Below are 11,165 nucleotides of genomic sequence, written 5' to 3'. Positions count from 1 at the left end.
GGCCACCCCGCCCCGTGCGGGCGCCCCGCTTGAGCGCGGTGCTCCGGAAGCCGGCCGGCCATCGTGCCCGCGAAGGCGCCGTACGCTTGTCACCGTGTTGCTGCCAGCCGACGGGCCGAGCCCCAGGTGTACGCGCCCGCGCCCAGGTCGGGCAAACGACCTGTGGCCCCCTTGCGCAGGTCGGCGGGGCGCCCCGCAGCGCCCGTCAACCCATGCCCAGGGCGAGCCGGGCCACCACCCCCGCCTCCCCGTGCGGCTGCCGGGCCGGCGGGACCGAGCCCCGGGCGTACGCCCTCGCGCCGGGCCGCAGGCCACCCCGCCCCGTGCGGGCGCCCCGCTTGAGCGCGGTGCTCCGGAAGCCGGCCGGCCATCGTGCCCGCGAAGGCGCCGTACGCTTGTCACCGTGTTGCTGCTCGCCCTTGATACCGCCACGCCCGCCGTCACCGCCGCCCTGCACGACGGCACGCAGGTGATCGCCGAGTCCACCAGAACCGACGCCCGGCGCCACGGGGAACTGCTGCTGCCGGCGGTTGACCGGGTGCTCGGCGAGGCCGGGCGCACGCTGGCCGACCTGACCGGGATCGTGGTCGGGGTCGGACCCGGCCCGTACACCGGGCTGCGGGTCGGCCTGGTCACCGCGGCCACCTTCGGCGCCGCGCTGGACCTGCCGGTCTACGGACTGTGCACCCTGGACGGCATCGCCCACGCCGCCGGGCAGGCCGGTCTGGAGGGCCCCTTCGTGGTCGCCACCGACGCGCGCCGCAAGGAGGTCTACTGGGCCCGCTACGACTCCTCGCGGACCCGGGTCACCGAGCCCGCCGTGGACCGGCCGGCCGAGATCGCCGAGCAGGTCGCCGGACTTCCGGCGGTCGGCGCCGGGGCCCTGCTCTACCCGGACTCCTTCGGCCCGGTGCCGCCCGGCATGCCCGAGAACCAGTCGGCCGGGGCACTGGCCGCGCTGGCCGCGGAGAAGCTGGCCGCGGGCGAGTCGGTGGCCTCCGGCGGCTTCCTGCCGGACCGCCCGCTGTACCTGCGCCGCCCGGACGCCCAGGTGCCCGCCAACTACAAGGTGGTCACCCCGTCGTGAGCGAGTCCGCCGTACTGCGCGAGATGCGCTGGTGGGACATCGAGCCGGTGCTGGCGCTGGAGCACGATCTGTTCCCCGAGGACGCCTGGTCGCGTGGCATGTTCTGGTCCGACCTGGCGCAGGCGCGCGGGCCGCGGGCCACCCGCCACTACGTGGTCGCCGAGGCCGCCGGCCGGATCGTCGGCTACGCGGGACTGGCGGCCATCGACGGCACCGGCGACGTCCTCACCATCGCCGCCGCCCGCGACCAGTGGGGCACCGGCCTCGGATCCCGGCTGCTCACCGACCTCCTCCAGGCCGCCACCGCGCACGACTGCCACGAGGTGCTGCTCGAAGTGCGGGTGGACAACACCCGGGCCCAGCGCCTCTACGAACGCTTCGGCTTCGAACCCATCGGCTTCCGCAGGGGCTACTACCAGCCCGGCAACGTCGACGCCCTGGTGATGCGGCTGTCCGGACCGGCCGCCCAGACGCCCGCGCGGCCGGAACCCGCCGACCGGCGGGAACCGCAGACGCCCCCGCGGCCCGCATCCGATCCCCACCCCATGACCGGCCACGCGCCAGGAACCCAAGGAACACAGACCCATGGCTGATTCCCGCCTCCGCAGCGAACCTCTCGTCCTCGGCATCGAGACCTCCTGCGACGAGACCGGCGTCGGCATCGTCCGCGGGCACACCCTGCTGGCCGACGCGGTCGCCTCCAGCGTGGACGAGCACGCCCGCTTCGGCGGCGTCGTCCCCGAGGTCGCCAGCCGCGCCCACCTGGAGGCGATGGTCCCCACCATCCAGCGGGCCCTCAAGGAGGCCGGGGTGGCCGCCTCCGACCTCGACGGGATCGCGGTGACCGCGGGCCCCGGCCTGGCCGGGGCGCTGCTGGTCGGCGTCTCCGCCGCCAAGGCGTACGCCTACGCCCTGGGCAAGCCGCTGTACGGCGTCAACCACCTCGCCTCGCACATCTGCGTGGACCAGCTGGAGCACGGCCCGCTGCCCGAGCCGACCATGGCCCTGCTGGTCAGCGGCGGGCACTCCTCGCTGCTGCTGGCCCCCGACATCACCAGCGACGTCCGACCGCTGGGCGCCACCATCGACGACGCGGCGGGCGAGGCCTTCGACAAGATCGCCCGAGTGCTCAACCTGGGCTTCCCCGGTGGCCCGGTCATCGATCGCATCGCCCGCGAGGGCGACCCGAACGCGATCGCCTTCCCACGCGGTCTGACCGGTCCGCGCGACCCCGCCTACGACTTCTCCTTCTCCGGGCTGAAGACCGCCGTCGCCCGCTGGATCGAGGCCAAGCGCGCCGCCGGCGAGGACGTCCCGATCGCGGACGTCTCCGCGTCCTTCCAGGAGGCGGTGGTCGACGTGCTCACCCGCAAGGCCGTCCGCGCCTGCAAGGACAACGGCGTGGACCACCTGATGATCGGCGGCGGCGTCGCCGCCAACTCCCGGCTGCGCGCCATGGCCGAGCGCCGCTGCGAGGACGCCGGCATCATCCTGCGGGTGCCCCGCCCCAAGCTGTGCACCGACAACGGAGCCATGGTCGCGGCCCTGGGCGCCGAGATGGTCGCCCGCGACCGCTCCGCCTCCAGCTGGGACCTCTCCGCGGACTCCTCGCTCCCGGTCACCGACACCCATGTGCCGGGTACGGAGCCCGAGGACGACCACGAGCCGCACGGCCATGCGCACGCCCACGGCCACGCCGCCCATGACCACGACCACTTCCACGAGCTGAGCAAGGACAACCTGTACTCATGACGCTCGCCCTGATGTGGGAGGCCCGGGCCGCCGAGGGGCGCGGCCCCGAGCTGCTGGCCTGGGCCCGGAGCCAGGAGCTGACCCCCGCCCCACTGCGCCGGGAGACCTTCCGCGCCCCCGAGGACCGCGTCCTGGTCATCACCTGGTGGAACGCCCCCTACGAGGCCGAACTCCCCGAACTCCCCGAGCCGGCCGACGGGCTGGCCCGGCGCGCGGTACACCGCTGGCGCTTCGAGTCGGTCGACGGCTGAAGGAACACCGCCGAGGGAACGCCACTGACGCAGCCCCGCTGAGGGAAGCACCACTGAGGCGGCTCCACCGAAGGAACACCGCCGGCTGGGCCCTGGCGAATGTCCGCTGTCAGGGCTCAGCCCGGGCCGGCTGCCAGGCTCGGGCGGGGTGCCGCGTCAGCGGTGGCTCAGGACGTTGATCACCCGGCCGTTGGGGTCACGGACGAAGAACCGCCGCACCCCCCACTCCTCGTTCTGCAAGGGGTGGACGATCTCCGCACCGCTCTCCTTCATGGCCGCATAGGCCGCGTCCACGTCGTCCACCTCGACGCTCACATCGGGGATGACCGGCGCGGTCTTGTCGCCGGCCAAGAAGCTGACCTGCTCCGCCGGATGGGACGGAGAGGCGAGCGTGACGATCCAGCCGAGATCCATGACCTCCTCGAAGCCCAGCAAGCCGTAGAACTCCCGGCTCTCGTCCACCGCCTCGGACTGGATGTTGGGCACAACACGGCGAATGGCCATCGACAACTCCAAACAAGAGCGACGGGTCTCTGACGCTCACAGGAGTACTACAAGGCCCCCGCCGTTGCCCACTTTCAAGCAACGGACCCTGGAGCGAGCCGTGTTGGGCGATGGGGCCGCCCCTCGTGCCGAGCCCCGCGGTCGCCTCATCAAGGCAATGCGCTTCACTGACACGGCCGTTGAGAGATGTCGGTCCAGCGTCCCTCCGGGAGGCGGTCATGGCCGCGATGAGTCGGTCGCCACCGTAGGCGCGACGGTACGCGGAAACCGGACCACACTGCGGCGCACCGAGGCGGCGACCGGCCGCGAGTCGCCTTCCCCCGCCCGCCGCGCGGTCCGAGCCCGGGCGCCGGGACCCCGACCACGTGGCCGGCGCCGCCAGTGTCGTCCCTGACCGCGACCGTGACCGTCGCCAACCCCGGCGGGACCTCGCCACGCGGTCGGCGCCGCCAGGGTGGCGGTGTCGCGGCAGCACGGCGTCGGCACACGCTGCCCCCACCAGGTCCCACCAGGTCCCACCAGGCCCAGCCCGGTCGACACCCCCGGGTCGGCCCCCTCGGCCGACCACCCGCGAGCCTCGATCAGCGCACCGGCGACACTGAGGGCATGACCGCCCGCAGCCATGCCGACCTGTCGCCCCCGCCGCCCCTCCCGGAGCCGCCCGTGCCGGCCATCGACGGGCAGGGCGGGGGCGTGACGTCCGAGGAGCGGACGCAGGCCCTGGAGGTGCTGGTCCCGCGCTATCTGGCCCGGGGGCGCACCCTGCTGCTGTGGCTGCTCACCGGGGTGTTGGGGCTGGGCTGGACCATCGCTTCCCCCGGTGTCGGGCATCTGCTCCGAGGTGAGCTGTTCGACCTGGTGCTGGGCGGGCTGATGCTGCTGCTCGCGGCGTCCCTGCTGATACCGGGGACGCTGGTGCTGGGCGGGGCGATACGCGAGGACATACGGGTGCGCGATCTGCTGCACCGCTGGGCCGCGCTGCACCGGCAACCGCCTCAGGCACCGCCGGAGGCGCCGTACGAGCAGCAGCAGGGCCGTGCCAGGCCCCGCTGGCACGCGCCCGGGTCCGCCCTCTTCCTGCTGCTGCCCTCGCTGCTGCTGTGCTGCACCGGGGCGCTCATGGTGACCACCGGGCTGGGCCGCCTCCTCCATGGGCATGCCGTCCCTGTGCTGGGCCTGGGCCTGGCCGGGATACTGGCCGGCGGCGGCGCCCTCGGACTGGCCAAGGCCATCGACTACTACCGACTGGTCGCCCGGGAACTCACCCCCGCGCGGGCCACCCACCCGCATGGCGAGGCGGGTGCCGAGCCGCTGGAGCCGGCCGAGGGGTGACTGGCGGCCCGAGAGCGCCAGCCGGGTCAGGAGCCTGAGGTGCGCCGGGCGGCGGGCAGGCGGGTGCCCGGGGGGAGTTCGATGCCGAACTCCTCGGAGAGCAGGCGTATCGCCTCCTCCGTGTCGACCGCGCCACCCGGCTCCTCGGCGAGTGAACGCTCCTCGCGGGTGCCGTCGGCGTAGGTCTCCACCAGAGTGCGACCACTGAGCGCCAGGTGCGTCTCGGCGGTGGTGCGCTGGGCGTAGAGGGTGTGGGAGAAGGGCGATCGGGGGTTGGTGGCTATGTGCCAGTTGATCACCTCGAAGTCGGCCGGCTCGTACGGCTCCCGGTTGAAGGCGTACTGGTCGGCCCACTCTCCGTCCTGGAAGGCCTGGAGCACCCACAGGTCCTCCAGCCCGTGGTGGGGCTCCCGGAGCAGCCGGTGGCGGCGCACCCCGTCCCGCGCCTCCGTCTCCGGGACCAGCGGAATCGCCTCGTAGAGGCCGCCGACAGCGCCGAAACCGACATCCGCCAGGTAGCTGCCGCCGTCCTCACCCGCCACCTCGACCAGCAGCAGCATGTGGGTGCGCGGACGTATGGCCGACCCGCCGCCCACCCGGACCCGGGCGGCGAGCCGGGTGACGCCGAAGCCGAAGGCCTCCAGGACGGCGGCGAAGAGGGTGTTGTGCTCGAAGCAGTAGCCACCCCGGCGGCCGCGGACCAGCTTGGCCTCCAGGTCGGGGAGCGCCAGCGAGGGCGCCGAGCCGAGCAGGGCCTGGACGTTCTCGAACGGGATACCCCGCAGATGCGCCCGGTGCAGCGAGCGAAGGGTGTCCGCATCCGCCCGCCGCTCTCCCGACCAGCTGATACGGGCCAGATAGGCGTCGAGGTCCAGCTGCGGAGCGACGGCGGTGCGGGCGGCGGAGGCGGTGTCATGAGCCATGCTCCGACCGTAGTGGGTCCGCCCCCACCACCGCGTCGGTCTCCAGCGCGAAAACGATCTGGACCTAACGACTTACTACCGCGACGGTGCTTACCGTGTGCCGCTGTTTCCGCGGTGCGGTCAAGTCCGACTTCAGGATGATGCCGATCACCGGCTTGTACGGGTCCAGGCGCGTCTCCCGTGGCCTTGTCTTCTTCCGCGGCTCCGGCAGGGCCGACGCAAGGGCCCTCTGCGCGGTCTCGTAGCCGACGCCGTACTTCCGCATGAGCGCGCGCGTCGCCATGCCTGTCCTGGCGTCACGGCGGATCGCCGCGTACAGATCGACCTTGGACTTCGGCAGCACTCGGGCCCCCTCGTCGTGCAGAGCACACCATGGTCCCGAAGCAAGCACCGAGGTGTTCTCGAAACTCACCTGCAAGCCAACCCGCCGACCGTGAAGGTGAAGCTCCCCGCCCTCGCCTCGAGTGGCCGGAGTCGGTGCCGGTTGGTGGTGCCGCGCGGCGGTTGGCCGATCGGGGTCTCATCAGAAGAAGCAGCTTGAACATGATGATGCGCCACGCCCGAACGTTTCCAAATGATTTGTCCGCATTTACATATACTCGATGCGCAAGTGGGAGGCCGGAAACCGAACAATTCACGGAGGACGGAATGGGACGGAAACACACGGCGCTTCTACGGCGCGCTGCCGTACCGGTGCTGGCTGCGGTGCTGGTGACGGGAGCCGCCTCGACTGCCCAGGCGGTGTCCGGCGGTGGTGACAGCGACAGCGGAAAGGGCGACTGCCCGCACACCTGCCCGCCAGGAAAACCCGGACCTCCCGGACCTCCCGGACCTCCCGGACCTCCCGGACCTCCCGGACCGGCAGGGCCCGCAGGTCTGGCAGGGCCCGCAGGACCGGCAGGGCCCGCAGGTCCGGCAGGGCCCGCAGGTCCGGCAGGGCCCGCAGGTCCGGCAGGGCCCGCAGGTCCTCAAGGACCGGCAGGAATCACCAATACGTACACAGTGGTCGGGCCTACGGAGCTGGGAGTGTCGACGGCGTACTGCAACCCCGGCGACGTGGCTCTCGGTGGCGGATGGACCGAGCCAGGGCCGATCACCACCACTCTCCTCTCGATGACCCCGGTCCCTGCCACCGCCGGCTCCACTGCCACCGGGTGGCAGGTCACCAACGCCGTTTCCACCGTTCCCGTCACCGCGTTCGCGACCTGCGCTCATATGGCATGAGCGGTGGGCCTCAGCGGTCCCGCACCCACAACGGGAACGGGCGATCGGGGCCCCGGGAACTCCTCCTCGGGGCTCCGATGGCGCGATCGCCCTGGGCGAGCTGGAGGACAGCATGGATCCGCAGGAAGTGGAGAGCGGTGCCGATTCGCTGGGGGTCGGCCGTGCCGCCCGGTACCAGGACGGGCTGCGGGTGACCGCCGGCGTACCGAGCCGAGAGCCCGATGGCAGCTACCAGATCGCCATCACGTACGACAACGACTCCGCCTAGCCCGACTGCCCGACCATGCCGCCCGTGTGGCGCACCGCCCCGTCACCCGGCCGCCGGGCGGCCCAGCAGCATGCTGGGGGCACCGGACACCCGGGTGAGGAAGACCGTGCAGGAGTGCGGCCCGGCGAGCTTGAGCTTTCTGCGGAGTTCCTCCGGCTCCACCGCCGAGCCGCGCTTCTTGACCGTCAGCACGCCCACCTCGCGCTCCCGCAACAGCGCCTTCAGCCGCTTGACGTTGAACGGCAGCACATCGGTGATCTCGTAGGCGGTGGCATACGGGGTGGGCGTCAGCTCGTCCGCGGTGACATAGGCGATGGTCGCGTCGATCAGCCCGCCGGACAGCTCCTCGGCCACCTCGGCGACCAGATGCGCGCGGATCACCGCGCCGTCCGGCTCGTAGAGGTAGCGGCCGACCGGGCGGACCGGCGGGTCGGGCAGGCCGCGACCGGTCAGCGTGGCCCCGGCCGGGAGCAGCGTGGCGCGCCGCGCGCCGGGCTCGGTGCCGAACCACAGCACCGCTTCCTTCACATCCCCGCCGTCCGAGATCCACTCCGCCTCGGCGTCCTCCGGGATCGCCTCGTGCGGGATGCCCGGGGCGACCTTGATGGCGCCCCAGGTCGCCCTGCGGGCCGCCTCCACCGCGAAGGACAGGGGAGGGGAGTACGCCTCCGGGTCGAAAACGCGGCCCCGGCCGCCTCTGCGGGCCGGGTCGAGGAAGACCGCCTGGTACGCCCCGGTGTCGTACGCGGTGACATCCGCGCACTCCACCTCCAGCCGCTCCGACAGCCCCAGCGCCGCCGCGTTGGCGCGGGCCGCCGCGCAGGTCAGCGGGGAGCGGTCGACCGCGGTGACCCGGATGCCGCGGCGGGCCAGGGCGATCGCGTCGCCGCCGATGCCACCGCACAGGTCGGCCACGGACTCGGGGCCCAGCGCGGCGAATCGCCGGGCGCGGTAGTCGGCCACCGAGGTGCGGGTGGACTGCTCCACCCCGTCGGGCGTGAAGTACATCCGATAGGCGTCCGCGCCGAACTTCGCCGCCGCCCGCTGCCGCAGCCGCGCCTGGCCGAGCGCCGCGGAGACCAGCTCGGCCGGGTGGTCGCGGCGCAGCCGGGTCGCGGTGGCCAGCTCCTGGGCGGGGTCGTAGTCACGGAGCGCGGAGAGCAGCTCCTGCCCCTCGGGGCTGAGCAGGTGTTCGAAGGCGTCGGCATCCACCCGGCCATTGTCCCCGCAGGGCGCGCGGCGCGGCGTTCGGCCAGGTGGGGGCGCGCGCGGCCGACGGCGCGCCTACGGAATTGGCACTCTAGTTGACTGAGTGCTAACCGCGTCCTAGTCTCGGGGCTGGCACTCCTCACCGGGGAGTGCCAACAGTGCGGCAAGCCCTGGGCGTGCCGCCGCGCGACGGGCAGGTCCGGCACCCGCGACGACGGATCCACCTGGTCGCCACCTCAGACAGTTAACCCCGTGAGATCTCCGAAGGGGGAGGTCGGATCGTGACGACCGCCAGCTCCAAGGTTGCCATCAAGCCGCTTGAGGACCGCATCGTGGTCCAGCCGCTCGACGCCGAGCAGACCACGGCCTCCGGCCTGGTCATTCCGGACACCGCCAAGGAGAAGCCCCAGGAGGGCGTCGTCCTGGCCGTGGGCCCGGGCCGCTTCGAGGAGGGCAACCGCCTTCCGCTCGACGTCTCCGTCGGCGACGTCGTGCTCTACAGCAAGTACGGCGGCACCGAGGTGAAGTACAACAACGAGGAGTACCTCGTCCTCTCGGCTCGCGACGTTCTCGCGATCATCGAGAAGTAAGTCACCGACGTTTGCCTTCGATCTGCGCCCCTGGTCCCGCGACTGACTCCGCCGGGGCGGGGGCGCAGTTCTTTTGAGAGGACCAGAGAGCTCCCATGGCGAAGATTCTGAAGTTCGACGAGGACGCCCGTCGCGCCCTTGAGCGTGGCGTCAACAAGCTTGCCGACACCGTGAAGGTGACCATCGGCCCCAAGGGCCGCAATGTCGTCATCGACAAGAAGTTCGGCGCCCCGACCATCACCAACGACGGCGTGACCATCGCCCGTGAGGTGGAGATCGAGGACCCGTACGAGAACCTCGGCGCCCAGCTCGTCAAGGAGGTGGCGACCAAGACCAACGACATCGCGGGTGACGGCACCACCACCGCCACCGTGCTGGCCCAGGCGCTGGTCCGCGAGGGTCTGCGCAACGTCGCCGCCGGCGCCTCCCCGGCCGCCCTGAAGAAGGGCATCGACGCCGCCGTCAAGGCCGTCTCCGAGGACCTGCTCGCGACCGCCCGCCCGATCGACGAGAAGTCCGACATCGCCGCCGTCGCCGCGCTGTCCGCCCAGGACAAGCAGGTCGGCGAGCTGATCGCCGAGGCGATCGACAAGGTCGGCAAGGACGGTGTCATCACCGTCGAGGAGTCCAACACCTTCGGCATGGAGCTGGACTTCACCGAGGGCATGGCCTTCGACAAGGGCTACCTCTCGCCGTACTTCGTCACCGACCAGGAGCGCCTCGAGGCCGTCCTGGACGACCCGTACATCCTGATCAACCAGGGCAAGATCTCCTCCATCCAGGACCTGCTGCCGCTGCTGGAGAAGGTCATCCAGGCCGGTGGCTCCAAGCCGCTGCTGATCATCGCCGAGGACGTGGACGGCGAGGCGCTGTCCACCCTGGTGGTCAACAAGATCCGCGGCACCTTCAACGCGGTGGCCGTCAAGGCCCCGGGCTTCGGTGACCGCCGCAAGGCGATCCTGGGCGACATCGCCACCCTCACCGGTGCCACCGTCATCGCCGAGGAGGTCGGCCTCAAGCTCGACCAGGCCGGTCTGGACGTGCTGGGCACCGCCCGCCGCGTGACCGTCACCAAGGACGACACCACCATCGTCGACGGTGCGGGCAACGTCGACGACGTGGCCGGCCGCGTCGCGCAGATCAAGGCCGAGATCGAGGCCACCGACTCCGACTGGGACCGCGAGAAGCTCCAGGAGCGCCTCGCCAAGCTGGCCGGCGGTGTCTCCGTGATCCGCGTCGGTGCCGCCACCGAGGTCGAGCTCAAGGAGAAGAAGCACCGTCTGGAGGACGCCATCTCCGCGACGCGCGCCGCGATCGAGGAGGGCATCGTCTCCGGCGGTGGCTCCGCGCTGGTGCACGCCGTCAAGGTGCTGGAGGGCAACCTCGGCCTGTCCGGCGACGAGGCCACCGGTGTCACCGTGGTCCGCCGCGCCGCCGTCGAGCCGCTGCGCTGGATCGCGGAGAACGCCGGCCTGGAGGGCTACGTCATCACCTCCAAGGTCGCCGAGCTGGACAAGGGCCAGGGCTTCAACGCCGCCACCGGCGAGTACGGCGACCTGGTGAAGTCCGGCGTCATCGACCCGGTCAAGGTCACCCGCTCCGCCCTGGAGAACGCCGCCTCCATCGCCTCCCTGCTGCTCACCACCGAGACCCTCGTGGTGGAGAAGAAGGAAGAGGAGGAGGCCGAGGCCGGTCACGGCCACGGTCACGGGCACTCCCACTGACCCAGGGTCCCCGACCCGCGGTCGGTAGTCCCCGGACCGGGCAGCGCGCCCGGTCCGGGACCCGCCCAAGCGTGAACGCCAAGAGGCCCGGTGCCCCCGTCGCGGAGGCATCGGGCCTCTTGGCCTGTCCGGCCGCCGACACGCGGCCCGCCCGCCGGTCGCCCGCCGGCCGACCCGAACCATCCCCTCGCGGTCCATGGCGGTGGCCGGTGTGCGGGGTGGGTCTGCTCAGCGCGGTCCGTAGCGGCGGCCGGTCTGCGGGGTGGGCCCGTTCGGCGCGGTCCGTGGCGGTGGCCGGTCT

The 11,165-nt window shown here is 72.2% G+C and carries 12 protein-coding genes; 8 read left to right on the top strand and 4 right to left on the bottom strand.

Annotation, left to right across the window (positions count from 1 at the left end):
* Positions 1–403 precede the first annotated feature (403 nt).
* From tsaB to E4099_RS05200, 4 genes are read left to right on the top strand one after another with little or no spacing between them, the layout of a single operon-like run.
* Positions 404–1,087, top strand: a complete 684-nt coding sequence (gene tsaB / locus E4099_RS05215; protein WP_135337743.1) for a tRNA (adenosine(37)-N6)-threonylcarbamoyltransferase complex dimerization subunit type 1 TsaB — start codon at positions 404–406, stop codon at positions 1,085–1,087.
* A gap of 23 nt (positions 1,088–1,110) precedes the next feature.
* Positions 1,111–1,680: a ribosomal protein S18-alanine N-acetyltransferase gene (rimI, locus tag E4099_RS05210; RefSeq protein ID WP_135337747.1), complete on the top strand. Its 570-nt coding sequence runs from the start codon at positions 1,111–1,113 to the stop codon at positions 1,678–1,680.
* Positions 1,673–2,839 (top strand): tRNA (adenosine(37)-N6)-threonylcarbamoyltransferase complex transferase subunit TsaD, encoded by a 1,167-nt coding sequence (gene tsaD / locus E4099_RS05205; protein ID WP_135337742.1) that lies wholly within the window; start codon positions 1,673–1,675, stop codon positions 2,837–2,839. Before rimI ends, tsaD begins: the two co-directional genes overlap by 8 nt.
* Entirely contained in the window at positions 2,836–3,090 is a 255-nt protein-coding gene (locus E4099_RS05200; protein ID WP_135337741.1) for a hypothetical protein, read from the top strand. The genes tsaD and E4099_RS05200 overlap by 4 nt, the downstream gene beginning before the upstream one ends.
* A 156-nt stretch (positions 3,091–3,246) precedes the next feature.
* Here E4099_RS05200 and E4099_RS05195 read toward each other — a convergent pair whose 3' ends face one another.
* Positions 3,247–3,594 carry a VOC family protein gene (locus E4099_RS05195; RefSeq protein WP_135337740.1) on the bottom strand — a complete coding sequence of 116 codons (348 nt, stop codon included), beginning with the start codon at positions 3,592–3,594 and terminating at the stop codon, positions 3,247–3,249.
* A gap of 606 nt (positions 3,595–4,200) precedes the next feature.
* Here E4099_RS05195 and E4099_RS05190 point away from each other — a divergent pair.
* Complete coding sequence (locus E4099_RS05190; protein ID WP_135337739.1) at positions 4,201–4,926, top strand: hypothetical protein; 726 nt, start codon at positions 4,201–4,203, stop codon at positions 4,924–4,926.
* A gap of 26 nt (positions 4,927–4,952) precedes the next feature.
* Here E4099_RS05190 and E4099_RS05185 read toward each other — a convergent pair whose 3' ends face one another.
* A complete protein-coding gene (locus E4099_RS05185) occupies positions 4,953–5,849 on the bottom strand; it encodes an arylamine N-acetyltransferase family protein (RefSeq protein WP_135337738.1) in 897 nt (298 codons plus the stop codon).
* Between the two features lie 64 nt (positions 5,850–5,913).
* Positions 5,914–6,192 (bottom strand): hypothetical protein, encoded by a 279-nt coding sequence (locus E4099_RS05180; protein WP_209446525.1) that lies wholly within the window; start codon positions 6,190–6,192, stop codon positions 5,914–5,916.
* A gap of 993 nt (positions 6,193–7,185) precedes the next feature.
* Between E4099_RS05180 and E4099_RS32835 the strand changes: the two genes are divergently transcribed.
* On the top strand, positions 7,186–7,341 hold the full coding sequence (locus E4099_RS32835) for a hypothetical protein (protein WP_167828294.1): 156 nt from the start codon (positions 7,186–7,188) through the stop codon (positions 7,339–7,341).
* 42 nt (positions 7,342–7,383) lie between these two features.
* Here E4099_RS32835 and E4099_RS05175 read toward each other — a convergent pair whose 3' ends face one another.
* On the bottom strand, positions 7,384–8,553 hold the full coding sequence (locus E4099_RS05175; protein WP_135337737.1) for a THUMP-like domain-containing protein: 1,170 nt from the start codon (positions 8,551–8,553) through the stop codon (positions 7,384–7,386).
* A gap of 278 nt (positions 8,554–8,831) precedes the next feature.
* Here E4099_RS05175 and groES point away from each other — a divergent pair, with 278 nt between their 5' ends.
* Both groES and groL read left to right on the top strand, forming a co-directional pair.
* On the top strand, positions 8,832–9,140 hold the full coding sequence (gene groES, locus E4099_RS05170; protein ID WP_073948330.1) for a co-chaperone GroES: 309 nt from the start codon (positions 8,832–8,834) through the stop codon (positions 9,138–9,140).
* A gap of 95 nt (positions 9,141–9,235) precedes the next feature.
* Positions 9,236–10,864, top strand: a complete 1,629-nt coding sequence (gene groL / locus E4099_RS05165) for a chaperonin GroEL (RefSeq protein ID WP_135337736.1) — start codon at positions 9,236–9,238, stop codon at positions 10,862–10,864.
* The last annotated feature ends 301 nt before the right edge of the window (positions 10,865–11,165 follow it).

It is taken from the genome of Streptomyces palmae, assembly GCF_004684805.1.
In the GTDB taxonomy this organism is placed as follows: Bacteria; Actinomycetota; Actinomycetes; order Streptomycetales; family Streptomycetaceae; genus Streptomyces; species Streptomyces palmae.
This window is presented reverse-complemented; position numbering and strand designations above follow the sequence as displayed.

Coding starts and splice junctions, on each gene's coding strand:
- rimI (WP_135337747.1), top strand. CDS start 1,111: ATGCGCTGGTGGGACATCGAGCCGGTGCTGGCGCTGGAGCACGATCTG.
- E4099_RS05185 (WP_135337738.1), bottom strand. CDS start 5,849: ATGGCTCATGACACCGCCTCCGCCGCCCGCACCGCCGTCGCTCCGCAG.
- E4099_RS05200 (WP_135337741.1), top strand. CDS start 2,836: ATGACGCTCGCCCTGATGTGGGAGGCCCGGGCCGCCGAGGGGCGCGGC.
- E4099_RS05195 (WP_135337740.1), bottom strand. CDS start 3,594: ATGGCCATTCGCCGTGTTGTGCCCAACATCCAGTCCGAGGCGGTGGAC.
- E4099_RS05190 (WP_135337739.1), top strand. CDS start 4,201: ATGACCGCCCGCAGCCATGCCGACCTGTCGCCCCCGCCGCCCCTCCCG.
- tsaD (WP_135337742.1), top strand. CDS start 1,673: ATGGCTGATTCCCGCCTCCGCAGCGAACCTCTCGTCCTCGGCATCGAG.
- E4099_RS32835 (WP_167828294.1), top strand. CDS start 7,186: ATGGATCCGCAGGAAGTGGAGAGCGGTGCCGATTCGCTGGGGGTCGGC.
- groL (WP_135337736.1), top strand. CDS start 9,236: ATGGCGAAGATTCTGAAGTTCGACGAGGACGCCCGTCGCGCCCTTGAG.